Source organism: Mesorhizobium sp. M1227, from assembly GCF_040318315.1.
Lineage (GTDB): Bacteria > Pseudomonadota > Alphaproteobacteria > Rhizobiales > Rhizobiaceae > Mesorhizobium.
The window spans coordinates 56,435-82,852 of sequence record NZ_JAMYLZ010000025.1 but is presented as its reverse complement, the minus strand read 5'-3'; the positions used below and the strand labels follow the sequence as shown (position 1 = coordinate 82,852).

Sequence of the window (26,418 nt, the reverse complement as noted above, 5' to 3'; positions counted from 1 at the left end):
GGAGTAGGCGGAGAGAAGGCAAGGGCCCGAGTAGGCAATTGCTCTACTTTACCCGACGTAGCGCTATTCCCTACTCCCGTACTGCCCTACTCCCGTACTGCCCTATTCCCCTACTCCCCTAACTTACGCATCTTTCTCAGCCTGCTCGTTGACCGGCCCCGGCTCCACCGGCGCTTCGCTCGCCACATGCTTGGGGCCGCCCTTGGCGACGCCGACCATGGCCGGCCGCAGAACACGCTCGCCGATCGAATAGCCGGGCTGCACGACCTGCACGACCGTGTTGGCCGGTACGTCGGGATTGGGCACCTCGAACATCGCCTGGTGGAAATTCGGATCGAATTTCTCGCCCTCGGGCTCGAGCTTCTTCACGCCGTGGCGTTCCAGCGCCGACAGCATGGCGCGCTCGGTGATCTCGACGCCGTCGATCAGCGCCTTGAAGCCGGCATCGCCCGAAGCCTTGGCCTCCTCCGGGATGGCATCCAGCGCACGGCGCAGATTGTCTGACACCGAAAGCATGTCGCGGGCAAAGTTGGCGACTGCATAGGCGCGCGCGTCGTGGACGTCGCGGGCGGTGCGGCGACGCAAGTTCTCCATGTCGGCCGCGACGCGTAGCGCGCGATCCTTCAGCTCTTCGTTTTCCTTCAGAAGCCGCACAAGCGCTTCATAGTCGCCGTCGACGCCACCTTCCCTTGGCTCCGCGGCAGCCTCGGTCTTCTCGGCTTCATCGGGCGCGCGTTCGTCTTTTGCCTGGTCGCTCATCGCCGTTTCCCGTCATTTTCGAATGGTGTGGATTTGCGCCCGATATCGAGGTTTGGCGGCCAAAAATCAAGGGGCAAGCGATACTGCAGCCGCTGTCGCTGCTTGATGGCGGACGGGGCAGACCTTTCGATTTTAATTCAAACTTTACCGTACCCGACGGCTTTGCTTGCCAGCATGCTACAATGCGGGAACCATTCCTCCCTTGGAAGAGTTTCGAAGCCGACACAGGATTTTGGATGATGCCCCGCAGGAATGGCGAAAAACGCGACGGGCTCGCCGCCGATATCCGGCGCCAGCTCGGCACCGAGGCGACTAAGCGCTTTCTGCGCACCTTGCCGGCCTTCCGCACGGAGTCCGATATTCCCGACCGTCTGAAGGAATTGCTCGACCGCCTGGACGGCGTCGAAGCCAAGGTGGTCGCAGGCGGGCGCCGTCGGTAGATACCGTCGCCAGCAACACGACCTGCGATTGCGGCCGCAATTCCTCGCCATCGCGCGACATTTACCCGCAGTAACTTTGCGTGATCTCCGCCTTGCGGCAGCGCGCCGCTCCGCCTATGTTTCATGATGAACATGATTTCCCCCGAAGCTGTGGCAAACAGCAAGCGCGCCTGGTTGAAAATCCTGTCGCGCTATAAAAAGCCCGACAGGCGTCGCAGCGCCGTCGAACTCGCCATCACCCTCATCCCCTTCGCCACGCTGTGGGCACTGTCCTCGGCCGCCTATGCCTATGGCCATTGGTGGGGTCTGGTCCTCATCCTTCCGGCAGCCGGCTTTCTGGTGCGTATCTTCATGATCCAGCACGATTGCGGCCACGGCTCCTTCTTTGCCAACCGCTATGCCGACGACTGGATCGGCCGCGTGCTTGGCGTGTTGACGCTGACGCCCTACGATTGCTGGCGCCGCGCCCACGCAACCCATCACGCCAGCGCCGGCAATCTCGACGAGCGCGGCACCGGCGACATCAAGACACTGACGGTCGCTGAATATCGGCAACTGTCATGGCGGGGCCGGCTCGCCTATCGCCTCTATCGCCATCCGCTGGTGATGTTTGGCCTTGGCCCGATATGGATCTTCATTTTCGAGCAGAGACTGCCCTTGGGCATGATGCGGGGCGGTTTCACCCCCTGGGTGTCGTCGATGTCGACCAATCTCGCCATCGCGGTCATCGCCGCGCTGCTCATCTGGTTCGTTGGCCCCGGCGCGTTCCTGGTCGTGCATTTGCCGATCGTCATCCTCGCCGGATCGGCCGGCATCTGGCTGTTTTATGTCCAGCATCAGTTCGAGGAGACGGAGTGGACAAAGGACTCCGAGTGGGAATTCCAGCACGCTGCCCTGCACGGTTCGTCCTATTACGACCTGCCGCCGGTGCTGAACTGGATCACCGGCAATATCGGCGTCCACCACGTGCATCACCTCTCGGCCAAGGTGCCATGCTACCGGCTTCCGGAAGTGTTGAGGGACTATCCGGAGCTGCGTGAGATCGGCCGCGTCACACTCCTCGACAGCCTGCGCTGCGTCAAGCTGGCGCTGTGGGACGAGAGTCGCAGCAAGCTGGTATCGTTCCGCGAAGCGCGGATGGCCGTGTAAAGCATACCGCCGCACCTAAAGCGCGTCGCGCTCGACCGGCCTCATGCGACGCGCTTTAGGTTGTTGTTTATGCATGCCGTTATCGCAAAACCGCTGACACTTTTGCGCGACATGCGTTAGGGGTGCGGCGGGCTCCACATTCCGAGCTTAAGCCGCCCGGCGCTGGTCGCGCATCAGGATCTCGCCCTGGCGGATCTCGGTGCCCAGCACTTTCAGGCATTCGCGCATGAAGGCGGCAAGGCCCGGCCAGCCCTTGGCCGACACAAGATTGCCGTCGACATGGGCGCCGGTCGGCGCAACATCGATATAGATGCCGCCGGCCAGCGTGACTTCGGGCTCGCAATATTGCAGCGCCGCGACTTCGCGGCCGCGCACCACGCCGTCGACCGCGATCAGGATCTGCACGCCGTGGCAGATGGTGAAGATCGGTTTTCCCGTCTCATGGAAATGCCGCACCAGCGCCTGCACGCGCTTGTCGATGCGGATATATTCCGGCCCGCGCCCGCCCGCCGCGTAGACGGCATCGTAGTCGGCCGGATTGACCTCGGAAAACGTCTTGTTGAGGATGTAGTCGTGGCCGAGCTTTTCCGTATAGGTCTGGTGGCCCTCGAAGTCGTGCAGCGAGGTCTTCAGGATATCGCCGGCCTTCTTGTCGGGGCAAACGACATGGACGGTGTGGCCCACCGCATGCATGGCCTGTTCAAAGACGAAAATCTCGTACTCCTCGCTGAACTCGCCAACGAGCATCAATATCTTCTTGCCAGCCATACCCGGTTCCTCCCTTGTGGCCACATTTATTCGGATCGCGAAATAATGGGCCTATCCTAAGGCGGAGAGGCGCAAAATAAAAGGCTGAATCGGGAATGTGGTCCGACCAGATAGGGCTTCTGGCCCTCTGGAGCGGATCAGCCGGCGCGCACCCGCCGCCAGGAATATTTCGGGCCTTTGGCCTCCGGCTTCACCGCCGGCTGATAGAACAGCGGCAGTCCGCCGGTGCGGCCTTGCTCGAGCCGCTTCAGCAGCACCGGGTGCGATACCTCGAATTCATCGAAGCCGACGCGCAGCATATGCGGCAGCTGATCGATCAGCACCTGCCCGGTGGCGCGCATAGCGCCTGCAAAATGATAACGGCTGCGCAGCAATTCGCCCTTGGAGAACGAGCGGCCGTCATTGAACGCCGGAAACGCCAGCGCCACCAGCGACAGCTGATCGAGCAGGCCTGCGATCTTCTCGAGCTGATCGCCGGGCTGCAGCAGCACACCGATGCGCTCCTTCGCCGACCGCCGCACCTCCGGATCGAGGCCCAGAAACGCCTGCAACGGCAGGATGAAACGGCCATTGCCGACCAGCGCCTCGGCGCTTTCGGCATGAACCCACTCGTCCTCGCGGAACCCATCCGGTGTCCACAGCGGCATGGCGTTTTCGGCTATCAAATCGCTCATCAAGAAAATTCCCAAGTCCAAAGATTCTAAAGTGCACCGTGAGATTCAGGTCAGGCCGAGCCGGAACCGAAGGCGGGCGCGAAGCGACCAAACTGCGTGGCTTCCGAGAACCGGAGCGGAGCGTACTTTGGGTACGTGAGCGCCGGAAGCGCAGGAAGCCGCCGTTTGCAGGCCGGCTGAATATCAACATATCCTAAAGCGAGGCGTCGGTCAGCGACCTTTCCAGCCCCGACAAGTGGATGCCGCATTCGGTCTTGGCGTGCCCGGCCCAGCGGCCGCTGCGCGCATCGTCGCCCGGTTGCACCGGCTGCGTGCATGGGAAACAGCCGATCGACAGATAGCCATAGGCGACCAGCGGGTTTTCACGCAGCGCATGCGCGCGCATGTAGCCGGCCTGGTCCGATGTCGTCCAGTGCGCCAGCGGATTGATGCGGATGCGCGAGCCGACCGCCTCGAACACCGGCAGCGCTGCCCGGGTCGCCGCCTGGAAGCGCTTGCGGCCGGTGAACCAGGCGCGGAACGGCTCGACGCCGCGCGCCAGCGGCTCGACCTTGCGCACGTCGCAGCAGGCGTCGGTGTCGGTCTCGTTCAGATTGCCGGTCGGGTCGATCCTTGCCAGCGCCGCATCGTCGGGCCTGATCACCCGGATATCGCTCAGCCCGAAATCGGCGGCCAGCGCGTCACGATAGCCGAGCGTCTCCTCGAAATGCTTGCCGGTGTCGAGAAAGATCACCGGCAGCGTGCGGTCGATCTCGGCGATCATGTGCAGCAGCACCGCCGAATCCGCGCCGAAGGACGAGACGGCGGCAATTTCGCCGTGAAAGAACTCCCGGGTCGACCGCTCGATGATCTCCAGCGGCTTCAGATGGCCGTAGAGCGCGTCGAGACCCGCCGCTTGGGCGGCGATGCCGGCCTCGACGTCGACGATACGGTCAAGCGGCCTTGGCTTCGCCAGCATAGAGCGCCTCCTTGAACGGCGCGGGACCGACTCGGCGGTAGGCGTCGATGAATCTTTCGTTTCTGTCCAGCCGAAGCCCGAGATAGGTCTCGACGATCTGCTCGATGGCATCGGTGATCTCTTCCGAACTGAAGCCGCGGCCGATGATCTCGCCGACCGAGGTGTTCTCGTCGGCCGAGCCGCCGAGCGTCACCTGGTAAAGCTCGGCGCCTTTCTTCTCGACTCCCAGGATGCCTATATGGCCGACATGGTGATGGCCGCAGGCATTGATGCAGCCGGAAATCTTCAGCTTCAATTCGCCGATGTCGCGCTGGCGCTCCAGCGAAGCAAAGCGCCGCGAGATTTCCTGCGCCACGGGAATCGAGCGCGCCGTTGCCAGCGCGCAATAATCGAGGCCGGGGCAGGAGATGATGTCGCTGATCAGGTTGGAATTGGCCGTCGCCAGCCCGATATCGACAAGCGCGTCATAGACCGCCTTGAGGTCGGCCCGCGCCACATGCGGCAGGATCAGGTTCTGCTCGTGGCTGACGCGCAGCTCGTCGAAGGAATATTTTTCGGCAGTGTCGGCGACCGCTTCCATCTGGCTGTCGGAGGCATCGCCCGGCGTCTCGCCGATGCCCTTGAGCGAGATGGTCACCGCCGCGTAGTCGGGATGGCGATGGGTGACCACATTCTGGTCCAGCCATTCGGAAAAGCTCTTGGAGTCGAGGCGGGCAAGCTTGACCGCCTCGTCGCCTTCCGGCCGGTCGACAAGCGGAGGCGGCGCGAAATAGGCATCGATGGCGCGGATGTCTTCTTCCGGCAGCCTCAGCTCGGCGTCCTTCAACTCCTGCCATTCGGCCTCGACCTGGCGGGTGATCTCCTCGACGCCGGTCTCATGGACCAGGATCTTGATGCGCGCCTTGAACTTGTTGTCGCGCCGGCCGTAGAGGTTGTAAACGCGCAGGATCGCCGTGCAGTAGGACAACAGATCCGCTTCGGGCAGGAAATCGCGGATCTTCTTGGCGACCATCGGCGTGCGGCCCTGGCCGCCGCCGACATAGACGGCGAAACCGAGCTCGCCGGCAGCGTTCTTCTTCAGATGCAAGCCGATGTCGTGCGTCTGGATGGCGGCGCGGTCGCGCTCGGCGCCGGTCACCGCGATCTTGAATTTTCGCGGCAGGAACGAGAACTCCGGATGCACCGAGGACCATTGCCGCAGGATTTCGGCATAGGGGCGCGGATCGGCAACCTCGTCAGCGGCGGCGCCGGCGAAGTGGTCGGCGGTGACGTTGCGGATGCAATTGCCGCTGGTCTGGATGGCGTGCATCTCGACGCTTGCCAGATCAGCCAGGATCGCCGGGATGTCCGACAGCGCCGGCCAGTTGAACTGGATGTTCTGGCGCGTCGTGAAATGGCCGTAACCTTTGTCGTATTTGCGGGCGATGTGGCCGAGCATGCGCAGCTGCTTGCTGTTCAGCGTGCCGTAGGGCACCGCGATGCGCAGCATATAGGCATGCAGTTGCAGATAGACGCCGTTCATCAGCCGAAGCGGCCGGAACTGATCCTCGGTGATCTCGCCGGCAAGGCGCCGCGCAACCTGGTCGCTGAACTCGGCGACGCGTGCCTTGACGAAATCGTGGTCGAACTCATCGTAACGGTACATATTCAGGTCTTTCCGGGCGCGTCCGCCCGTTATTTTCTTCGTTCGAGCATGATCTGGATCATGCTTGTGTCATCTATGCCGCACGTGCGGCTTGCGGACGGGCCTGCTTGCCCAGGTCGTTGCGGGTGGTCGGGCCGGCGGCACGGATCTTTTCACGCAGCCGGACCGCTTCGACCGTGCCGTTGGCCACGGTCACGTCTATCAGGTTGACGTCGACCACTTCGTTGTTGGCGGAGGCCTTGGCGCCGATTGCCTCCAGCCGGTCCTCGGCCGCCTTGTCATGGGCGATGTCGGCATGGTCGATGATCTCGGCCCAGCCGCCATTGGCGTACCAGACGGCTATGCCGTCGGCGAGGCGGTTCGCGGTCAGGACTTTCATTGGCTCACTCCTTGCGCGGCAGCACTCGCCACGCTTTCCTGCCTGTGTGCCGCCAGCGGCTCGGACCGTTCGAAATTGGCGCCGGCGACCGCGTCGCCAATGATGGTCATCACCGGGCCGCTGAGGTCGGCGCGCGCCTCCAGCGACGGCAGGTCGGCGAGCGTGCCGTGGAAACGGCGGCGGTTGGCAAGGCTGGCATTCTCGACCACGGCGACGGCCGTATCCGGCGACAGGCCGGCTTCGATCAGCCGGCCGGCGACCTCGGCGGCGACCGAGCGGCCCATATAGACGGCGACCGTCGCGCCGGAAATGGCGAGCTTTGCCCAGTCGGGCAGCGAATTTCCCTTGAGGTCATGGCCGGTGGTGAACACCATCGACGACGACACGCCGCGCAGCGTCAGCGGCAGTTCGAAATCGGCGGCGGCGGCGAAGGCCGCGGTGACGCCCGGAACCACTTCGTAGGCGACGCCGGCATCGCGAAGTGCCGCCATCTCCTCGCCGGCCCGGCCGAACACCAGCGGGTCGCCGGACTTCAGCCGCACGACACGCTTGCCGGCGTGGCCAAGCTCGACCAGCAGCGCATTGATCTCGGCCTGGCTCTTGGAATGGCAGCCCTTGCGCTTGCCGACCGGCAGGCGCTCGGCATCGCGACGGCCCATTGCGACGATCGCCTCCGGCACCAGCGCGTCATGGACGATCACGTCGGCTTCCATCAGCAGGCGATGGGCGCGCAGCGTCAAAAGGTCCTCGGCGCCTGGACCGGCGCCTACAAGCGCGATATGGCCCGATGCCGGTTCTGTCGAAATCAACAGGCCGACGGCCGCATCATGCGCCTGCGAAAGCTCGCCTGCCTCGACAGCGCGGGCCGGCGCGCCGCCAAAGAAATCGCTCCAGAAGCGGCGGCGGGCATTGCCCTTCGGCAGCAGTCTTTCGGCGGTGTCGCGAAAAGATGCGGCGAGCGCCGCGAGCGGCCCGAGCGAGGGCGCCAGCATGCGGTCGATGCGGCTGCGCAGCATCTGCGCCAGCACCGGGCCGGCACCTTCCGTGCCGATGGCAATGGCGACCGGCGCGCGATTGACCAGTGCCGGCGTGAAGAAATCGCATAGCTCCGGCCGGTCGACGACATTGACCGGAATGCCCAGCCGGCGCGCATCCCCGGCAACGCGGCGATCGAGCGCCTCGTCGCCGCTGGCGGCAAACACCATCACCGCACCATTGAGATGTGCTGCATCATAGGCGTCGGCGATGTGGGCGGCCCCCGTCTCGGCGATAAAGGCCAGCAGCTCCGGGCTTGTTTCATCGCTGACGATGCGCAGCACAGCGCTCGACTGCGCGAGCAGCCGCGCCTTGGCCAGCGCTTCCTCTGCGCCGCCGACGATGGCTATGGCTTCGCCCTCGACCCGCATGAAGACGGGAAAGGCATTGAGCTTGGGTGTGGCTTGCGGCATGACGAGCGGAATCCTGGAACCGTTTGTCAGTTCTACGCGGGGGCGCGAAAAACCAGAAGGCACCCACTCGCGCATCGCTTCGTAGCAGGCAATCTCTTTTCTGCAAGCATGAAGGCCAAGAGAAAAATATTCCACATTCAAATGCGGGGCAGATTGAAGCTGCTGTTGCAGCCCTTGATCCGCTGCCTTTTTAGCGGCCGGAGGAGCTAACCACAAAACAGATTTTTCTAACTTCTATCAATTTAGTAGATTAAGCCGCCGGATGCTGACCGAGCGATCGACGGCAGCCCCGCACTCTCGCCGACCCCTGTCGGAGCACCGGGTCCGAGTGCCGGAACATTCCCGCCTCGGCACGCGTTTGCCCTATGGACCCAGGCCCGGTCACACCCCTGCGGCAAAGGCCCGGCGATGGGTTCGAAAAATCAAAAAAGGAGCGCCCTATGAGCAACGTCAGACTGAAACGCGGACTGTGGATCGTGGTGGCAGATGGCGAAAAGGCGCTGTTCCTCGAGAACCGTGGAGACGTCCAATATCCCGACCTTCAGGTCGTGCACGAGATGGAGCAGGAAAATCCGGCAACCCGAGAACAAGGCACGGACCGCCCCGGCCGCTACAGCGACGGCCCTTCCGTCCACCGCAGTGCGGTCGAGGACACCGACTGGCACCGTCTCGGCAAGGAGCGTTTTGCCGAAGAGATTGCCGACAGGCTCTACAAGCTCGCACACCGCGGCAGCTTCAAGGAGATCGTGCTGATCGCGCCGCCGCCGGTGCTGGGCGACATGCGCAGGAAGCTGCACAAGGAGGTCACCGACAAGATAACGGCCGAAATTCCAAAGACGCTGACCAACCACAGCATACCCGATATCGAGAGCCTGCTGCAGGCGACCTGATCGGGCATCGGCGGCGCGCAACTTTCGTTTCCGTAGCAAGCGCCTGCCTGGAGCAGGCCGCGCCGGGTGGCAACGCTTGCCGGCTCTCCGTCTTTTGCTGCTTTGTCATCGATTTCATGAGGAATGCGGGGTTGTCTCGCGACTGTCGCAGCCTCCATACTGCCACGGCGGCGGCTTTTGGACGGCGCATATCCGACATCGCGATTCCTGAAGGTGCTCCATAGACAATGCCGCATGACACGCCCCTTATCGCCACCATCGTCGCCGGTCTGGGGCTGGCTTTCGTCTTCGGCGCACTTGCCAACCGTTTTCGCGTGCCGCCGCTGGTAGGCTACCTCGTCGCCGGCGTTCTGGTTGGACCGAACACGCCGGGTTTCGTCGCCGATGCCGGCCTCGCCAATGAACTTGCCGAGATCGGCGTCATCCTGCTGATGTTCGGCGTCGGCCTGCATTTCTCGCTGAAGGACCTGTTGTCGGTCCGCGCCATCGCCGTGCCCGGCGCCATTGTGCAGATCGGCTTCGCGACAGCCCTCGGCGCCGGCCTGGCCTGGATGCTCGGCTGGTCGATCGGTGCGGGACTGGTCTTTGGCCTGGCGCTTTCCGTGGCCTCGACCGTGGTGCTGTTGCGCGCCCTGCAGGAGCGGCGGCTGATCGAGACCGAGCGCGGCCGCATCGCCGTTGGCTGGCTGATCGTCGAGGATCTGGCGATGGTGCTGGCGCTGGTGCTTTTGCCGGCGTTGGCCGGCGTGCTCGGCGGCCAAGAGCAGGTGGAGGTGCACTCCAGCGGTCTGCTGTCGCTGCCAGCGAGCTACGGCGTCTGGGGCGTCGTCGCCGTCACACTGGCCAAGGTCGCGGCCTTTGTCGTGGTCATGCTGGTGGTCGGCCGCCGGCTTATCCCCTGGGTCCTGCACTACGTCGCCCATACCGGATCGCGCGAACTGTTCCGGTTGGCGGTGCTTGCGATTGCGCTAGGCGTCGCCTTCGGCGCGGCCAAGCTGTTCGGCGTGTCGCTGGCTCTCGGCGCTTTCTTCGCCGGCATGATCATGAGCGAATCCGAGCTCAGCCACCGGGCGGCCGAGGAATCGCTGCCGCTGCGCGACGCCTTTTCCGTGCTGTTCTTCGTTTCGGTCGGCATGCTGTTCGACCCGTTCAGCGTGATCAGCAATGGCTGGCCGATCCTGGCGACGCTGGCCATCATCGTTGTCGGCAAGTCGCTGGCAGCCTTCGTCATCGTCGTCGTCTTCCGCTATCCGGTCGCAACCGCATTGATGATTTCGGCAAGCCTAGCTCAGATCGGCGAATTCTCGTTCATCCTGGCTGAACTCGGCGTCGGGCTGAAACTGCTGCCCGAACAAGGCCGCGACCTCATCCTCGCCGGCGCCATCCTGTCGATCGTCCTCAATCCGCTAATGTTTCTTGCCGTCGACCGGATGAAATCCTGGCTGGAAGCACGCGCCGGCAGGACGGCGCCGTCCGGCGAAGCAAGGCCGATCGGCCCGGCGACCGAGCCCGGCCAGGTGGCTTCGGTCGCGGCGCCTGCTAACGAGGATGGCCCGCCGCCCAGGACCAGGCTGACCGGCCACACCATCCTGATCGGCTACGGCCGCGTCGGCAGTCTCGTCGGCACGGCGCTGAAGCAGGCCGCCCTGCCCTTCCTCGTCATCGAGGATGCCGACAAGACGTTGGCGAAGCTCAAGGCCGAAGGCGTCGAAACCGTACCCGGCAACGCGGCGGGTGGCGACGTGTTCGCCGCATCCAATCCCGAGGGCGCAAAGCGGCTGATCCTGGCCATTCCCAACGCCTTCGAGGCCGGGCAGGTCGTGCTGCGCGCCCGCGCCGCCAATCCGGCAATCGAAATCATCGCCCGCGCCCATTCCGATGCCGAGGTCGAGCACCTCAAAGACCTTGGTGCCGACACCGTCATCATGGGCGAACGCGAGATCGCCCGCGGCATCGTCGAGGTGGTGACGGCAGCACCGAAAGCGCCCACGGCAGCCTAAGCCTGCGCTGCCCTGCCAGCGTTGCGGTCAAGCCCCTTCTCCCCGTTCTTCACGGGAGAAGGTCCCGGCAGGGCGATGAGGGGCAGCGCCGACGATTGATAAAACTCAGCCGCTCAAACGTGCTGGCCGCCATTGATATGGATTTCCGAGCCGGTCACGTAGGACGCCTGCTGCGAGCACAGGAAGAAGATGATGTCGGCGACTTCCGCCGTGGTGCCCAATCTTCTCAGCGGGATTGTCTCGACGATTTTTTCGGTGCCCGGCGACAGGATCGCGGTGTCGATCTCGCCCGGCGCAATGGCGTTGACGCGAATGCCGTGCGGGCCGAAATCATGCGCCATCTCGCGGGTCAGCGAGCCGAGTGCCGCCTTCGACGTCGCATAAGCGGTGCCGGCGAAGGGGTGCACCCGGGTGCCGGCGATCGAGGTGACGTTGACGATCGAGCCCTTGGCCGATGCCAGCTCCTTGAACAGTCCGCGCGCCAGCATGATCGGCGCGAAGAAATTCACCTGGAAGACGTCGCGCCAGACATGCATCGGCGTGTCGATCGAGTTCATGCGGCTGTTGCCGTCCTTGAGCTTCGGCGAGATGCCGGCATTGTTGACCAGCGCATGCAGCTGCCCGCCATGCGCCTCGAGCCGGTGGCGGATCTCGGAGATGGCGATGCCGACATCCTCCTGGTCGGCGAGATCGACCTTGATGTGGTCTTCCGGGCCGGCCGGCCACGGGCAGTCCTCGGCAAAGGCCTGGCGCGAGCAGGTGATGACGCGCCAGCCTTCGCGTGAAAAGCGCTTGACCGTGGCATGGCCGATGCCACGGCTGGCGCCGGTCAGCACGATGGTCTTTCTGGTGTCGGTCTCTGCCATTCGCGGTCTCCAAACGGGAGATGTAGCGGAACGCGGCAGCGGTGGCGAGGGGCCCGTCGCTCAGCCGCCTGTCAGAATGTCCAATATCGAGGTCTGCCGCTTCTTGACCGGGCCGCCGACATTGCCTGGCGGCACCGGGTGCTTGATCGATCCGGTGGCGCTGTCGACCCCCGGCATGGCCAGACCGCCGGCATCGACCGTCTCGGCAGGACGCGCGGGACGCGAAGCCGACTCGGTAGCTGCCACAGGCGGCGCCGATTGGCCGACGGAAGCGACCGGCGCCGGCGGCGCCGTATCGGACGGTATGTCGTCCGGGACGATGGTGTCGGGCGGCGTCGACTTCCAGGTTCCAGGCAGCGGCCGCACCGGCACGCCCTCATGCGCGGCGACCATGAACTCGTGCCAGGCCTGCGCCGGCAATGCGCCGCCGGTGACCTTCTTCATCGCGCTGCCGTCATCATTGCCGAACCAGACGCCGGTGGTGAGGTTGGCGGTATAGCCGATGAACCACGCGTCGCGCGAGTTCTGGCTGGTGCCTGTCTTGCCGGCCGCCGGCCAGGCGAACGCCGCCTTCCTGGCCGTGCCGATCTCGACCGTGCCGGTCATCATCGAGTTCATCATGCCGACAACATCGGGATTGACGACCCGCGGCGCACCGCCGCCATTGTTTTCGTAGAGCACCTTGCCGTCGCTCGTCGTGACGCGGCGGATGAAATGGATGTCCGGCTTGTAACCGCCATTGGCGAAGGGAACATAGGCCGAGGTCAGTTCCAGCGGCGTCACTTCCGAGGTGCCGAGCGCGATCGAGGTGTTGGCCGTCAGCTCGGACTGGACGCCCATGCGGTGCGCCGCCTCGACCACCGCATTCGGCCCGACTTCCATGGTCAGCTGCGCGGCCACCGAGTTCAGCGATTTTGCCAGCGCCGTCGCCAGCGTCACCTTGCCGAAATATTTGCCGCCGTAATTGTCGGGCGTCCAGTTGCCGATCTTGATCGGCGCGTCGTTGCGCACGCTGTCGGGCGTGCGGCCGGATTCCAGCGCCGCCATGTAGACGAACGGCTTGAACGCCGAGCCCGGCTGGCGGCGCGCCTCCGAGGCGCGGTCGAACTGGCTGGTCGAATAGTCGTAACCGCCGACCATCGCACGCACCGCGCCGGAATTGTCGATCGACACCAGCGCGCCCTGGCTGACATTGAGCTTCTTGCCGCTCTGGTCGATCAGCCGGCGGATCGATTGCTCGGCGAGTTTCTGCAGCGTCAGGTCGACGGTCGTGTCGACGACGATATCGCGGCGCACGTCGCCGATCAGGTCGGGCAGTTCTTCCATGATCGTATCGGCGACGTAGTTTTCCGAGCCGGTCCAGTAGGACGGCGCGCGTGTCGCCGGCGCGCTCATTGCCGTGGTCTGCTCCTTGGCGCTGATCTTGCCCTCGTCGCGCATCGCGGCGAGCACCAGCTGCGAGCGCTGCTCGGCCGCCTTCGGGTCGCGCGCCGGCGACAGCCGCGACGGCGCCTTGAGCAGACCGGCGAGAAGGGCGGCCTCCGACAGCGTGACGTCACGCGCGCTCTTGCCGAAATAGCGGCGCGAGGCCGCTTCGACACCATAGGCGCCAGAGCCGAAATAAACCCGGTTGAGGTACATTTCGAGGATCTGGTCCTTCGTATGCTTGTGCTCCAGCCACAGCGCCAAGAGCACTTCCTGCACCTTGCGTTCCAGCGTGCGGTCCGGCGTCAGGAACAGGTTCTTGGCCAGCTGCTGGGTCAGCGTCGAGCCGCCCTGCGAAAAATGCCCGCCCAGCACGTTGGTCACCATGGCCCGGGAAAGGCCGATCGGGTCGATGCCGAAATGCGAATAGAAGCGGCGGTCTTCGATGGCGATGACGGCCTCGGGAATATAGGGCGACATTTCGTGCAGGCCGACGGCCTCGCCGCCGCTCATGCCGCGATTGCCAAGCAGCTGGCCGTCGACCGAGACGATCTTGATGTTGGGGGCGCGGTCGGGAATGGCCCAGGTGGTGGCCGCCGGCATTTTCGCGCCGTAATAGACGACGATGCCGGCAGTGGCGATGCCGCCCCAGATGGCCAGCACGAAGCACCAGTAGAACAGCCGGGCAAGCACGCCGAACACGCCGCGCCGGCTTTTGCCGCGCCCGCCGCGCGGCGGCTTGGCCCTGGACGATTTGCGCTTTGCAGCGGCTTTTCGGTTGCTCGGCACGACGCGGTCCTCCTCGCTTACCGAAAAACCGGCCGAGGATCTCGCCCCCGGCGATGCCTCGAAGCTGGGCTCGATGCGGCTGTCTTTCCGGTTCGCCATGCGCTGTGCTGTCTTCCCCATGCCTATGGCGTTGGGGTTGAAGACTAGATGCGGCGGTTTAAAGGCGGGTTAAGTCGGGAAAAATCGAAATAAACTGTATTCAGTCGCTTGCCGAACGGCGGCGGCCCGCGACAGCGCCAAAGCCGGAAATGAAAAACCCGCCTCGGCGGGCGGGTCGTCGGAGCCAATGAGCACCATAGCCAAATTAGTAGCATAGCTGCCGGCACAAAGCAAGAACAAAATGCGCGTTGCCTCAGAATAATCACTTCAGTTCGGCGGTTGCGACAACCCTCAGTCGTCGGCATCCGCATCGTCGGAAGCCGGCCGCCAGCTGATCGGCTCGATCTTCCTTTGCGTATGGCCGTCCGTATAGGCCCACCAGCCGGCGTCGCTTTCGTCCCAGTCGCCGCCGGCCGCCTTCAGCCGGTCGAGCGAACGGTATTGCGCGATGCTCTCGTTTATCACGCCGTCGCTGTCCTGCCAGTAGACGGTGACCTTGGAGCCGTCCTTCGGTGCCGTTTCGATTGATTTTCGGGCAGCCATTTTCATTTCTCCCGGTGAAGCGAACGGAACGCCGGGACAAGCGTCTGGTTCCTGGCCGATGGCCTTTAGGAGAATTCGCTCCGGCGAGACATATGGCGTGGTTTTCGAGAACCGGAGCGCAGCGGACATTTGGGTCCGTGAGCACCGGAAGCGGAGAAAACTGCGCCAGATGGCCGCCGGAGTAGAATTATCATGAAGGCCATTAGCTGTGGGCGAAGATATCCTCCTCATCCCAGCCCATCAGGTCGAGTTTCGCACGCGTCGGCAGGAAGCGGAAGCACGCATCGGCCTCCCTGGTCCGGTTGTCGCGCGCCAGACGCGCGCTCAGTACGTCGCGCAGCCGGTGCAAATAGAGCACGTCGGAGGCGGCATATTCGAGTTGCTCGGGCGACAGCGTCTCGGCGGCCCAGTCCGATGATTGCTGCGCCTTCGACAGGCCGATCCCGAGAAGCTCGAAGCAGATGTCCTTCAGCCCGTGCCGGTCGGTGTAGGTGCGCGTCAGCCGCGACGCGATCTTGGTGCAGAACACCGGCTCCGGCATGACGCCGAAGGCGTTGTAGAGCACGGCGAGATCGAAGCGGCCGTAATGGAACAGCTTGGTGATGCTGCGGTTCTTGAGCAGGCTGACGAGGTTCGGCGCCTTCTTCTGGCCGGGCGCGATCTGGATGACGTCGGCCGAGCCGTCGCCCGGCGAGATCTGCACGACGCAGAGCCGGTCGCGATGCGGGTTCAGCCCCAGCGTCTCGGTGTCGATGGCGACCGCCCCGACATCGTAATGCAGCAGGCCGGGCAGATCGTTTTTGTGGAAACGTATGTCGCTCATCGTCTTCTCCGGTCGCGGCCCCGTGCAGCGATGCGCGACGGACCGTGCCCGTCCTTGCCGCGATCCGGCGAAAAATCAACAAAAACTTGAGTCTGGCGCAATTTCAGCGTGTCAGCGCCTCGAGAATGCGCGCCCAGGAGCGCTGGCCCTTGTGGAAGGAGCTCATCTCGTACTTCTCGTTCGGCGAGTGGATGCGGTCGTCGTCGAGGCCGAAACCGACCAGCAGCGATTCCATGCCGAGATAGGTCTGGAAATCGCCGACCACCGGGATCGAGCCGCCGCTGCCGGTCACCACCGCCGGCTTCGGCCATTCGTCGGACAGCGCCTGCTTGGCCTTGGCGAGGAAGGGCGAGTCGTAGGAAAGCTGGATCGCCGGCGAGCCGCCATGCGGGTGGAATTCGACCGAGCAGTCGGCCGGAACCCGCTGCCTGACGAATGCCTGGAAGGCGGCGCGGATTTTTTCCGGATCCTGTTTGTGGACCAGGCGGAAGGAGATTTTTGCCGAGGCTTGCGCGGCGATCACCGTCTTGAAGCCCTTGCCGGTATAGCCGCCGATGATGCCGTTGAACTCGGCCGTCGGCCGCGCCCAGGTCAGTTCGAGCACCGAGCGGCCCTTTTCGCCGGACGGGATCGACAGGCCGATCGGGCCGAGGAAGGTCTCGGCCGTCTCACCGAGCGACAGCCACGACTGCAATATCTGCGACGGCGTTTCCTCGACGCCGTCATAAAAACCCGGAATGGTGACGTGACCATCCGCATCGTGGATGTCGGCCAGGATCTTTGCCAGGATGCGGATCGGATTGGCGGCCGCACCGCCATAGAGCCCGGAATGCAGGTCGCGGTCGGCGGCAGTCACCGTGATCTCCTCGCCGACCAGCCCGCGCAGCGAGACGCAGATCGACGGCGTATCGCGGTCCCACATGCCGGTGTCGCAGACCAGCGCGAAATCGGCCTTGAGCTCATCCGCATTCGCCTCGAGAAACGGCTTCAGGGACGGCGATCCGGACTCCTCCTCGCCCTCGAACAGGATTGTGATTCGGCACGGCAATCCGCCATGCACCTGCTTCCACGCGCGGCAGGCCTCGACGAAGGTCATCAGCTGGCCCTTGTCGTCGGCCGCGCCGCGGCCGGTGATCACCTTGTGGCCGGGCTCGATCTCCTTGACCGCCGGCGCGAACGGGTCGCTTTCCCACAGCTCGATCGGATCGACCGGCTGGACGTCGTAATGGCCGTAAAACAGCAAATGCGGCGCGCCCGCCGGCCCATCGTGATGCGCGACCACCATCGGATGGCCTGGTGTGTCGCGCACGCTGGCGTCGAAGCCGATCAGCTTGAGCTCGGCGACCAGCCATTCGGCGGCCTTGCGGCAGTCGGCGGCGTAGTCCGGATCGGTGGAGATCGACTTGATGCCGAGCAGGCCGAACAGGCGTTCCAGGCTCTGGTCGAAGTTCTTGTCGAGGCGGTCGAGAACAGGGGAAACTGCGGACATCTGGCGGGCCTTTCGATTCTGGCGGCGAATCTAGAGCCCATGTTGCGAAACGGAAAGCCCGCGACCGTTGGGCCACAGCTTCCTGTCCAAAGGCAAAAAAATGCCGCCGTGGTGGAGGGAACCACGGCGGCCTCTACTCGAAACGATGCGGCAGCCCGGAGAGGGGGGATAGGCTGCCGCAAGTGTCCGGGATAGGCGGGGGACGGGCCTTGCTCCGGACTTCGGCGAAAACTGCCGATGGCGTTTATCTGTGTCTGCGAACGTGGCGATTCAAGGGCACAAAAATTACACTTTTGTAACATAGGCGTGAGCGAACAAAGCTCCGGCCAGGCCGCATGGCAGGCCAGGCTCGCACGCCATTTGTCAGGGTGTTGCCGGAACCCTTGGCAGAAGCCGCCTTTGGCATGGACCGCGGCGCTGCGCCGCGCTATTCCCTCGTGCCATGAAAAAAGGCGATCATCTCTTCCTTGTCGACGGCTCCGGCTACATCTTCCGTGCCTATCACGCGCTGCCGCCGCTGTCCCGCAAGTCCGACGGGCTGCCGACCAGTGCCGTGCTCGGCTTCTGCAACATGGTCTGGAAGCTGACGCAGGACGCCCGCAACACCGATGTCGGCATCGTGCCGACGCATTTCGCCGTGATTTTCGACTATTCGTCGAAGACCTTCCGCAACGACCTCTACCCCGAATACAAGGCCAACCGCTCGGCGCCGCCGGAAGATTTGATCCCGCAATTCGGCCTGATCCGCCAGGCGACCAGGGCCTTCAACCTGCCATGCCTTGAGACGGAAGGCTACGAGGCCGACGATTTGATCGCCACCTATTGCCGGCTTGCCTGCGAAGCCGGCGCCGACACCACCATCATCTCTTCCGACAAGGATCTGATGCAACTGGTCGGCCCAACGGTTGCCATGTACGACCCGATGAAGGACCGCCAGATCGGTGTTCCCGAGGTGATCGAGAAATGGGGCGTGCCGCCACAGAAAATGATCGACCTGCAGGCGCTGACTGGCGATTCGGTCGACAATGTGCCGGGCGTGCCCGGCATCGGGCCGAAGACGGCAGCGCAATTGCTCGAACAGTTCGGCGACCTCGACACGCTGCTCGCCCGCGCCGGCGAGATCAAGCAGGACAAGCGGCGCGAATCGATCATCGCCAATGCCGACAAGGCACGCATTTCGCGTGACCTGGTGAGGCTGAAGAACGACGTGCCGGTGACCGAAGGGCTTGACGAATTCGTATTGCATGCGCCGGACGGCCCCAGGCTGATCGGCTTCCTCAAGACCATGGAATTCTCGACGCTGACCCGCCGCGTGGCCGAAGCGACCGGAACCGACGCCGGCGACGTTCCAGCCACCCCCGTCACCATAGAGCGTGCCGATACCGCGCATGGCCCCGATATGGGTTTTGGCGTGCCCGCGGCCGCCGAGAGCGCACCGCCGTCGGACGAAGCGGCACTCGAAGCTCCGGCCGCAGCCAAGCAAGGCGACACCCCATCCCTGCTTTCGGCGCTTCGCCTGGAGGCTGCCACCGCCCGCAAGATCGACACCAGCGCCTACACCTGCATCCGCGACGCCGCGACGCTGAAGGCCTGGATCGCCGAGGCGCTGGAGAGAGGCATCGTCGCCTTCGACGTTAAGACGTCCTCGCCCGATCCGATGCAGGCCGAACTGATCGGCCTTGCCATGGCCGTCGCGCCCGGCCACGCCGCCTATGTGCCGCTTGCCCATAAAAACGGCAATGGCGACCTGCTCGGCGGCGGCGCGGTCGAAAACCAGATCCCGATCCGCGACGCGCTGGCGTTGCTCAAGCCGCTGCTCGAGGACAAATCCGTCCTCAAGATCGTGCACGACATGAAATACCGCCTTGTCGTCATGAGCCGTCACGGCATCGAGATCGGCCCCTATGACGACACCATGCTTATCTCCTACGTGCTCGAGGCCGGCACCCATGGTGGCCACGGCCTGGAGGCGCTGGCCGATAAATGGCTCGGCCATGCGACCATTCCGCTGAAGGAACTGGCCGGTTCGGGAAGAAGCTTCGTCGGCCTCGATCAGGCCGACCTCGGCAAGGCGACGGCTTACGGGGCCGAGCACGCCGACGTCGCGCTCAGGCTCTGGCAGGTGCTGAAGCCACGGCTTGCCGCCAAGGGCCTGGTCTCGGTCTATGAACGGCTGGAACGGCCGTTGGTGCCGGTCCTGGCACGGATGGAGCAGCGCGGCATCTCCGTCGACCGGCAGATCCTGTCGCGGCTCTCCGGCGAACTGGCACAGGGTGCCGCACGGCTCGAGGACGAGATCTACCAGCTGGTCGGCGAACGCATCAACATCGGCTCGCCAAAACAGCTCGGCGACATCCTGTTCGGCAGGATGGGTCTGCCCGGCGGTTCAAAAACCAAGACCGGCCAGTGGTCGACCTCGGCGCAGCTTCTCGAAGACCTCGCCGCCGAAGGCCACGAATTGCCGCGCAAGATCGTCGACTGGCGCCAGCTGACCAAGCTGAAATCGACCTATACCGATGCGCTGCCCGGCTTCATCCATCCCGACACCAAGCGCGTCCACACCTCCTACGCGCTTGCCGCGACGACGACCGGGCGGCTGTCGTCCTCGGATCCCAATCTGCAGAACATTCCGGTGCGCACCGTCGAGGGTCGAAAGATCAGGACGGCCTTCATCGCCGACAAGGGCAACAAGCTGGTTTCCGCCGACTACAGCCAGATCGAATTGCGCGTGCTCGCCCACGTCGCCGAAATCCCGCAGCTCAAGCAGGCCTTCGCCGATGGCGCCGACATCCACGCCATCACCGCGTCTGAAATGTTCAACGTACCGGTCGAGGGCATGCCTTCGGAAGTGCGCCGCCGTGCCAAGGCGATCAATTTCGGCATCATCTACGGCATTTCGGCCTTTGGCCTCGCCAACCAGCTGTCGATCGCGCGCGAGGAAGCCGGCGACTACATCAAGAAATATTTCGAGCGCTTCCCCGGCATCCGCGACTATATCGATGCGACCAAGGCCTATGCCCGCGAGCACGGCTTCGTCGAGACCATCTTCGGCCGCCGCATCCACTATCCGGAGATACGGTCGTCGAACCCTTCGGTCCGTGCCTTCAACGAGCGCGCCTCGATCAACGCCCGCCTGCAGGGCACCGCCGCCGACATCATCCGCCGCGCCATGATCCGTATGGACGAGGCGCTGGAAAAAGCCAGGCTTTCTGCCCGCATGCTGCTGCAGGTGCATGACGAGCTGGTCTTCGAGACGGTCGAAGCCGAGGTCGAGGCGACGATCCCGGTCGTCTGCCACGTCATGGAGAACGCCGCCATGCCGGCGGTATCGATGTCGGTGCCGCTGCACGTCGACGCCCGCGCAGCCAACAACTGGGAAGAGGCGCATTAAGGCGGGCCACAGAGCCATGTTCGGTTCAAGGTTCACGAGCAGCAGCGGTATGCTATAGTGCCCGTATGATCACCAAGGCACTTGAGAATCTGGTAAGGCATGCGGAAGCTTGGCCTCGCGAAGACCAGGAGGAGCTTGCTGATTACGCCCGCGTCATCGAGGCGCGGCGGACTGGCGTGTATGCGATGTCGGAATCAGAGCGCAGCGCGGTCACAGCGGGCCTAGCAGAGGCCGATCACGGCACTTTCGTAGATGAGGATACCGTTCGCGCGGCCGACACCCGCCGCAGGCTATGAAGGTCCGATTTACGCGGCAAGCCTTTGCCGAACGCGAGGCGATTTTCAACTACCTCGAAGAGCGGGCGCCTCAGGGCGCCCTTTCAGTCATTTCTCGGATCCACGCTGGGATTTCGCGACTTGCCGAATTTCCCGAAAGCGGTCACGCGACCGACATCCCTGGCGTTCGCGTCCTCTTCATAGGCCGCTACCCTTATAAGGTCTTCTATCGTGCCCGTGCCGACGCAATTGAGATCCTGCACATCCGGCATACCTCAAGGAGACCCTTTCCCTACTGAGCCGATCCGGGAACACCCGGCGAGGGCTCGGAAAACCTTGCTCCGCCTTCGCCGCGTTGCTCCGGCCTCAAGCCGCCTCGGCCAAACACTTCGCACATGTCCCACGAAACTCGATCACCGCCTTCTTGGCGGCGAAGCCGGTCGAGCGCACCCATTCGTCGAGCCGGTGGCCGACATCATGGTCGGAGAACTCGGTCACCTGGCCGCAGGTGTCGCAGATGGCAAACGCCGTCATCGAATGGCTGTGGTCGTGCGGCTCGGCACAGGCGACGAAGGAATTGAGGCTTTCGAGCCTGTGCACGAAGCCGGATTTCACCAGCGTGTCGAGCGCCCGGTAGACCTGCAGCGGCGCGCGAAAACCGCGCTCGCGCAGTTGGTCGAGCAACGTATAGGCGCTGAGCGGGCCGCTGGCGGCCTCGAGCTTCTCGAGAACGCAAAGCTGGTTCTTCGTCAGTACATCCCTTGCCGCCATGATCCTGTTCCAAGCCGCTCCGTGCCGATCGCTGCCATTTCGCAAGCAGTCGGACCTCTTCCACTGAGATAGCGACGAACTGCCATTTTTGCTACTGTTTCTATTCGCAGCCGGTGGTCGGCTGGCCGGCGGCGCCATATTCAAAATACTGACAAAATCCTCGGCCAGGCTGGCCGTGCTTGGAAATTCGATCGGGCTTGGGGAAGCAATCATGATCAAAGTGACGCGGCGGACGCTGCTTGCCGGCACGTCCGCGCTGGCCGCTGCCGGCCTGGTGCCGTTTCGGGCATTCGCAGCGGCGCGCACCTACCATGCGCTGCTTGTTGCCTGCACCGATTACCCGAACCTGCCGAAGAAAAACTGGCTGATCGGACCGAAAAACGATGCCGGCCTGGTGCGCGATTACCTCCTGGGGAACACGCCCGCGCCGGTAAAATTCCTGGCCGAAAACGTCACGCTGCTCGCCAAGGATGTCGAAGGCGCCAACGGACCGCCGACACATGCGGCGATCAAGGCGGCGTTGGCCGATCTTGCCGCCAAGGTCCAGCGCGACGATTTCGTCTACCTGCATTTGTCCGGTCACGGCGCGCAGCAGCCGGCAGCGAACAAGGGCGACGAGACGGACGGCCTCGACGAGATTTTCTTGCCGTCCGACATCGACAAATGGGTGAACCGCGAAAAGGGCGTGCCCAATGCGCTGGTCGACAACGAGATCGGCACCGCGCTCGACGCTATCCGCGACAAGGGCGCCTTTATCTGGGCCGTGTTCGACTGCTGCCATTCCGGCACTGCGACGCGCGCCGCCGAGGTCGACGACGAGCTGGAACGCAAGGTCGAGTTCGCCGATCTGGTCGGCGGCGACGACGCTGCCAGGGCGGCTGCGGTGAGAGCCTATGACGAGATTGCGTCGGCCGCGCCGCGCGGCTTTGACGAGGACGGGCAGCGCAAGCCGGCCTTCAAGCTGACGCCGACCGGCGCCGAGCCGACCACCAAGGGCAAATTGGTCGCCTTCTACGCGGCGCAGACGGTGGAGACGACGCCCGAGATGCCGCTGCCCAAGGGCACGGCCGATGCACCGCGTTTCGGCCTGTTCACCTTCACCATCCTGTCGAAACTGGCCGAGAACCCCAACATCACCTATCGCCAGCTCGGCCAGGCCGTTTTGCAGCAATATTCGGCGGACGGCCGCACCCGGCCGACGCCGCTGTTCGAAGGGGAACTCGACGCACGCGTCTTCGGCACCGACAAGACAGACGCGGTCATGCAATGGCCGATCGTCATCGAGAACGACAAAGCCACGATTGGCGCCGGGTTGCTGCATCGCCTCACCCTGGGCAGCAGGCTCGCAATATTGCCGTCGGCGCTGTCGCTGCTGTCCGAGGCGCTTGGCTATCTCCAGGTTCAGTCGGCGAAAAACCTGGAAAGCCGGGTCAAGCCGGTCGAGTTCGGCGGCAAGCCGGCGCTCAAGCTGGCCGACATCCCCGCCAATGCCTATGCGCGGCTGGCCGAGCTCGCCGTCGACTACAAGCTCGTGGTCGCGCGGCCGGCAGCGGCCAAAGGCCTCGAGAAAGAGGCCGCGCTGGCGAACTCGGTTCTCGACGAACTGGCGGCCAGGAAGAGCTCAGGGTTCCACATCGCGCTGGTCGAGCCGGGCAAGAGCGCAGATCTGCGTCTCGCAGTGCTGCGCGAGAACGCCATTGCCGGCGCCGCAGAAGATGCCATCGACGCGCCGGCGCTGTGGTTCCTGCCGGCTTCGGGCGACATGACGCCCAAGGGCGGCAGCAAGCCGCCGTCGATCGTCATTCATCCGGACGGCCGCGAAAAGTTGATCGAGGCCGCCGCAGGGAATCTGACAAAAATCTTCCGCGCCATCGGCCTGTCGAGGCTGGCCGCCGCCTCCGATTATCGGCCGGAAGAGGTCAGCGTCGAGTTCCGGATCAAGCGTTTTGACAGCGACACGCTGCAGCCGATCGAAGCGTCGACGGTGCCGCGTGTTTCGCCCGACGATCAGGTCCACGTACTGGCCAGGAACGGTTCGACCAACCTGGTCGACATCAACGTGCTCTACGTCGGCTCCGACTATTCCATCCAGCATTTTCTTGCCGAGCGCCTGACCGAAGGCGCCGTGCTCGAGGAAGGCCTGTTCAAATTCACCGACACCAGCTTCGGCATGGAGCGGATGATCGCCGTCTTGACCGAGGCGCCGCCGCAGAGCGAGAAGCAGGATCTGAGCTTCCTGGCGCAAGAGGGGGTTGTCTCGGTAACGCGCGGACTGGGACAGCCAAGCTTCGCCGACATGCTGGCCGATATCGGCATGGCGCCGGCGACGCGGTCGGCCATGCGGCTGACCGACGACAAGGGGTCGAAGGGCGCCGTGATGATTTTTCCGATGGAGACGGTGCCGCGCGCCTGAGGCGCGGTCAGGTGCCCGGCCGGGCCTCTTGCCTAATCGGCTGATAATGAACATTCTTCGACCACCGCTGTCGGCGGCCGAACGGAACGGGTGAGGGCGTTCGTGAACAGGATCGTATTTTCGTGGCGCGCAACAACCGCCGGCCTTGTCGCCGGGCTGTTGCTGGCCGCCAATGCTTCGGCGGACGAGGCTTGCGGCCTCTGCGCCAAGGAGGTCGTCATCAACTCCGAACTGGCGAGCTGCTTTCTCGACCAGTACGACCGGATCGCCAAAACCGGCAACACCGCCGTTGTCGTCGATCTCAGCAGCTGCGCCTCGCGCGGCGTGGTCGAGCCGTTGCCGTCGCCGGGCAAGGCGCAGGTGGAGCCTGACCTGCAGTTCATCGTTTCGCGCACGCAGCTGAATTGCCTGAAGAAGAAGCTGGAGACGCCGGGCATCGTGCTCGACCCGTCCGCCACCATAGAACTGGACAGCTGCGGATGACGAAAGCGGGGGGCAACGCAACGCAGCAGGCAGTGACGGCGCCGGTACCGCAAAAGAAGCCGGTGTCGCTGCCGGAAACCGTCGAAGGCCTGCCGTGGGTGAGCAATCACGAGGTCAAGAAGGAGGCGAACCCATTCACCGATCGCGACTGGCGCATGCTCGTCTATGCCTGGTCCGGATTGCTGGTGCGCCTGGCGATCATCTTCACCTTGATCTTTTCGGTCTACCAGTTCCTGGCGAACCAGGAGCAGAAGCGCGTCGAGCAGACGATGTCGCTGGTCGAGCTCTGGGAAAGCAAGGATTACCAGCAGGCGCAACGGGCCCTCAAGCAACGCCTGGCGGCGCTCAACGCCAAATACGGCAATCTGCTCAGTGCCAATCCGACGCCGACCGAGGAACAGGTGTTCAGACAGCGCATCGGCATCGAAGCGATGAGCGCTACCGGCGGCGACATGCCGCTTGCCGAGTTCAGCGACAATTTCGACCACATCGTCTATTTCCTCAACCGCCTTTCCTTCTGCGTCGAAGGCAGGCTGTGCTCGCGCGACGTCGCCGACTCCTATTTCCGCGACTATGCCGCTTCGTTCTGGAGCTATTTTGCCGGCTATATCGATAAGGAGCGCAAGGCCGGTTCACCGACTTTCGCCCAGCCGATCGAGAACTATGTCCGCCAGGCGCCATCCTCGGCCCAGTCCGAATAATTCCCGAAAATGCGAAAGCCGGCGACGGAAATGCTCCGCCGCCGGCCGGTTTTCCGCGACGATCGCGGCGGAAACTCTGCAGGCCTATTTGTACAGGCTGTTGATCCACTGGACATTGATGGCGTTCAGACGCACGGCGGTATTGGCATCCGGGCTCTCGGCCACGTTCACGCCGGTGATGACGCGCTGCTTGGAGCCATTGTCATAGGCATAGACCGAGCTGCCGCTCGACCCGGGATAGGTGTCGCAGTCGTACTGGAAATACTCGGTGGCGATGTTTTCGGCGTGCACTTCGCAGGTCGCCTTCCACATCGTGCCCATCGGCTTGTCGCCGGGATAGCCGATGATGTTGGCGGTGAAATCGCCGAGGTCGTCATAATTGGCATAGCCGAGCCAGCCGAGGTTGGTGCCGACATCCTGCTTCAGGGTGACGATGCCGAGATCCCATGGCACGACCGAGCCGTAAAAGCCCTGGTAATTGTCGATGAAGCCCTGGATGACATAAGCGCTTTCATAGGTGAAGGCGCCGAACGGCGCGTCGTCGGCAGTCTTGCCGTTGAGAGCCGGCACGAACAGGATATCGTCGAGCCAGGCCTTGTCCTCGTGGCTGTAGAGGCAGTGCGCCGCGGTGAGCACCGTGCGCGGGCCGATCAGCGTCGCCGAGCAGCTGCCATAGCTGCCGCTCTTCGATTTGCCTTCGAGATAGCCGATCGCGGTGAATGGGTAGGTTTTGGTATTCTTGATCTGCTCGCGGTCGTCCGTGCCGAACACCTGACGGCCAGCCTCTTCGCCTCCGCTCAGTCCGGAATTGTCGGACTTCTGCCCGTCGGCGGGCGCGTTCATGTCCTTGATGACAAGGTCCTTCAGCGTCTCGTTCGGGTCAATCTTGATGTCCTTGCCATCGGCGGAGCGGCCGACGATGCCATAGGATTTGACGGCCGTTGCTTCGTCGGTGAGCGGCGCGGCGCGGTTGGCCTCGTCGTCGGTCAGTTTCGGCGGGGCGATTGGTTTCGCCCGGCCGGGCTTGTAATCGCCCGATGTTACATCCCGCATGCTTTCGCCGTTGCCGGCATTGGCGGAACCTGGATCGGCAGCCAAGGCAGGAACCGCCCACATTGCGGTGGAAAGCAACGCGGACGCAATAATGCTATGTGTCAGTTTTGTCATGGTGAGACTCTCCCAAAAGTCAGCAAGGACTGGATCAAGATACAGAAATATTGTCGAGATCGTGGTGGCGCAA

The 26,418-nt window shown here is 63.8% G+C and carries 24 protein-coding genes; 10 read left to right on the top strand and 14 right to left on the bottom strand.

Annotated elements, in window-relative coordinates:
• Window positions 1-123: 123 nt before the first annotated feature.
• Window positions 124-759 (bottom strand): nucleotide exchange factor GrpE, encoded by a 636-nt coding sequence (gene grpE / locus NKH28_RS24220; protein ID WP_023675250.1) that lies wholly within the window; start codon window positions 757-759, stop codon window positions 124-126.
• A gap of 236 nt (window positions 760-995) precedes the next feature.
• Between grpE and NKH28_RS24215 the strand changes: the two genes are divergently transcribed.
• Both NKH28_RS24215 and NKH28_RS24210 read left to right on the top strand, forming a co-directional pair.
• Complete coding sequence (locus tag NKH28_RS24215) at window positions 996-1,199, top strand: hypothetical protein (RefSeq protein ID WP_023675249.1); 204 nt, start codon at window positions 996-998, stop codon at window positions 1,197-1,199.
• A 126-nt stretch (window positions 1,200-1,325) separates the two neighbouring features.
• Entirely contained in the window at window positions 1,326-2,348 is a 1,023-nt protein-coding gene (locus NKH28_RS24210) for a fatty acid desaturase (protein ID WP_352469420.1), read from the top strand.
• Between the two features lie 147 nt (window positions 2,349-2,495).
• On the opposite strand, the gene NKH28_RS24205 is transcribed toward NKH28_RS24210, so the two are convergent.
• The 6 genes from NKH28_RS24205 to cysG all read right to left on the bottom strand — a co-directional run bounded on the left by NKH28_RS24205 (window position 2,496) and on the right by cysG (window position 8,220).
• A complete protein-coding gene (locus NKH28_RS24205; RefSeq protein WP_352539419.1) occupies window positions 2,496-3,116 on the bottom strand; it encodes a DJ-1/PfpI family protein in 621 nt (206 codons plus the stop codon).
• 137 nt (window positions 3,117-3,253) lie between these two features.
• The gene (locus NKH28_RS24200; RefSeq protein ID WP_352980613.1) at window positions 3,254-3,790 is read right to left on the bottom strand and encodes a DUF934 domain-containing protein; all 537 of its coding nucleotides are present in this window, start codon (window positions 3,788-3,790) and stop codon (window positions 3,254-3,256) included.
• A gap of 193 nt (window positions 3,791-3,983) precedes the next feature.
• Window positions 3,984-4,748, bottom strand: a complete 765-nt coding sequence (locus tag NKH28_RS24195; protein WP_352448339.1) for a phosphoadenylyl-sulfate reductase — start codon at window positions 4,746-4,748, stop codon at window positions 3,984-3,986.
• The gene (locus NKH28_RS24190) at window positions 4,723-6,393 is read right to left on the bottom strand and encodes a nitrite/sulfite reductase (protein ID WP_352980612.1); all 1,671 of its coding nucleotides are present in this window, start codon (window positions 6,391-6,393) and stop codon (window positions 4,723-4,725) included. The genes NKH28_RS24195 and NKH28_RS24190 overlap by 26 nt, the downstream gene beginning before the upstream one ends.
• 73 nt (window positions 6,394-6,466) lie before the next feature.
• Window positions 6,467-6,772, bottom strand: a complete 306-nt coding sequence (locus NKH28_RS24185) for a DUF2849 domain-containing protein (protein ID WP_352469417.1) — start codon at window positions 6,770-6,772, stop codon at window positions 6,467-6,469.
• Window positions 6,769-8,220 (bottom strand): siroheme synthase CysG, encoded by a 1,452-nt coding sequence (gene cysG / locus NKH28_RS24180; RefSeq protein ID WP_352980611.1) that lies wholly within the window; start codon window positions 8,218-8,220, stop codon window positions 6,769-6,771. The genes NKH28_RS24185 and cysG overlap by 4 nt, the downstream gene beginning before the upstream one ends.
• Window positions 8,221-8,660: 440 nt before the next feature.
• Here cysG and NKH28_RS24175 point away from each other — a divergent pair, with 440 nt between their 5' ends.
• Complete coding sequence (locus tag NKH28_RS24175) at window positions 8,661-9,110, top strand: baeRF12 domain-containing protein (protein WP_352448343.1); 450 nt, start codon at window positions 8,661-8,663, stop codon at window positions 9,108-9,110.
• Window positions 9,111-9,337: 227 nt separating this feature from the next.
• A complete protein-coding gene (locus NKH28_RS24170; RefSeq protein WP_352980610.1) occupies window positions 9,338-11,110 on the top strand; it encodes a cation:proton antiporter domain-containing protein in 1,773 nt (590 codons plus the stop codon).
• Between the two features lie 113 nt (window positions 11,111-11,223).
• Here NKH28_RS24170 and NKH28_RS24165 read toward each other — a convergent pair whose 3' ends face one another.
• The 5 genes from NKH28_RS24165 to NKH28_RS24145 form a co-directional block, all read right to left on the bottom strand.
• Window positions 11,224-11,976 (bottom strand): SDR family NAD(P)-dependent oxidoreductase, encoded by a 753-nt coding sequence (locus tag NKH28_RS24165; RefSeq protein WP_023675240.1) that lies wholly within the window; start codon window positions 11,974-11,976, stop codon window positions 11,224-11,226.
• A 60-nt stretch (window positions 11,977-12,036) separates the two neighbouring features.
• Window positions 12,037-14,289: a transglycosylase domain-containing protein gene (locus NKH28_RS24160; protein WP_352539424.1), complete on the bottom strand. Its 2,253-nt coding sequence runs from the start codon at window positions 14,287-14,289 to the stop codon at window positions 12,037-12,039.
• Between the two features lie 291 nt (window positions 14,290-14,580).
• The gene (locus tag NKH28_RS24155) at window positions 14,581-14,832 is read right to left on the bottom strand and encodes a hypothetical protein (RefSeq protein WP_352539425.1); all 252 of its coding nucleotides are present in this window, start codon (window positions 14,830-14,832) and stop codon (window positions 14,581-14,583) included.
• Window positions 14,833-15,034: 202 nt separating this feature from the next.
• A complete protein-coding gene (locus NKH28_RS24150) occupies window positions 15,035-15,655 on the bottom strand; it encodes a ribonuclease D (RefSeq protein ID WP_254816792.1) in 621 nt (206 codons plus the stop codon).
• A gap of 103 nt (window positions 15,656-15,758) precedes the next feature.
• Window positions 15,759-17,144, bottom strand: a complete 1,386-nt coding sequence (locus NKH28_RS24145; protein ID WP_352539426.1) for a M20/M25/M40 family metallo-hydrolase — start codon at window positions 17,142-17,144, stop codon at window positions 15,759-15,761.
• Between the two features lie 442 nt (window positions 17,145-17,586).
• On the opposite strand from NKH28_RS24145, the gene polA reads away from it, so the two are divergent.
• The 3 genes from polA to NKH28_RS24130 all read left to right on the top strand — a co-directional run bounded on the left by polA (window position 17,587) and on the right by NKH28_RS24130 (window position 21,109).
• Window positions 17,587-20,535, top strand: coding sequence for a DNA polymerase I (polA, locus tag NKH28_RS24140; RefSeq protein ID WP_352980609.1), 2,949 nt, complete (start codon window positions 17,587-17,589; stop codon window positions 20,533-20,535).
• A gap of 65 nt (window positions 20,536-20,600) precedes the next feature.
• Window positions 20,601-20,831, top strand: coding sequence for a hypothetical protein (locus NKH28_RS24135; RefSeq protein WP_352502674.1), 231 nt, complete (start codon window positions 20,601-20,603; stop codon window positions 20,829-20,831).
• Window positions 20,828-21,109 carry a type II toxin-antitoxin system RelE/ParE family toxin gene (locus NKH28_RS24130; protein WP_352448351.1) on the top strand — a complete coding sequence of 94 codons (282 nt, stop codon included), beginning with the start codon at window positions 20,828-20,830 and terminating at the stop codon, window positions 21,107-21,109. Before NKH28_RS24135 ends, NKH28_RS24130 begins: the two co-directional genes overlap by 4 nt.
• A 67-nt stretch (window positions 21,110-21,176) precedes the next feature.
• On the opposite strand, the gene NKH28_RS24125 is transcribed toward NKH28_RS24130, so the two are convergent.
• Window positions 21,177-21,581: a Fur family transcriptional regulator gene (locus NKH28_RS24125; RefSeq protein WP_023675234.1), complete on the bottom strand. Its 405-nt coding sequence runs from the start codon at window positions 21,579-21,581 to the stop codon at window positions 21,177-21,179.
• A 211-nt stretch (window positions 21,582-21,792) separates the two neighbouring features.
• Here NKH28_RS24125 and NKH28_RS24120 point away from each other — a divergent pair, with 211 nt between their 5' ends.
• From NKH28_RS24120 to NKH28_RS24110, 3 genes are all read left to right on the top strand, one after another.
• Window positions 21,793-23,994 (top strand): caspase family protein, encoded by a 2,202-nt coding sequence (locus tag NKH28_RS24120; RefSeq protein ID WP_352980608.1) that lies wholly within the window; start codon window positions 21,793-21,795, stop codon window positions 23,992-23,994.
• A 102-nt stretch (window positions 23,995-24,096) separates the two neighbouring features.
• On the top strand, window positions 24,097-24,477 hold the full coding sequence (locus tag NKH28_RS24115; protein WP_352980607.1) for a hypothetical protein: 381 nt from the start codon (window positions 24,097-24,099) through the stop codon (window positions 24,475-24,477).
• Window positions 24,474-25,178 (top strand): DUF4760 domain-containing protein, encoded by a 705-nt coding sequence (locus tag NKH28_RS24110; RefSeq protein WP_352980606.1) that lies wholly within the window; start codon window positions 24,474-24,476, stop codon window positions 25,176-25,178. The genes NKH28_RS24115 and NKH28_RS24110 overlap by 4 nt, the downstream gene beginning before the upstream one ends.
• An 84-nt stretch (window positions 25,179-25,262) precedes the next feature.
• Here NKH28_RS24110 and NKH28_RS24105 read toward each other — a convergent pair whose 3' ends face one another.
• On the bottom strand, window positions 25,263-26,345 hold the full coding sequence (locus tag NKH28_RS24105; protein WP_352474872.1) for a trypsin-like serine peptidase: 1,083 nt from the start codon (window positions 26,343-26,345) through the stop codon (window positions 25,263-25,265).
• Window positions 26,346-26,418 lie beyond the last annotated feature (73 nt).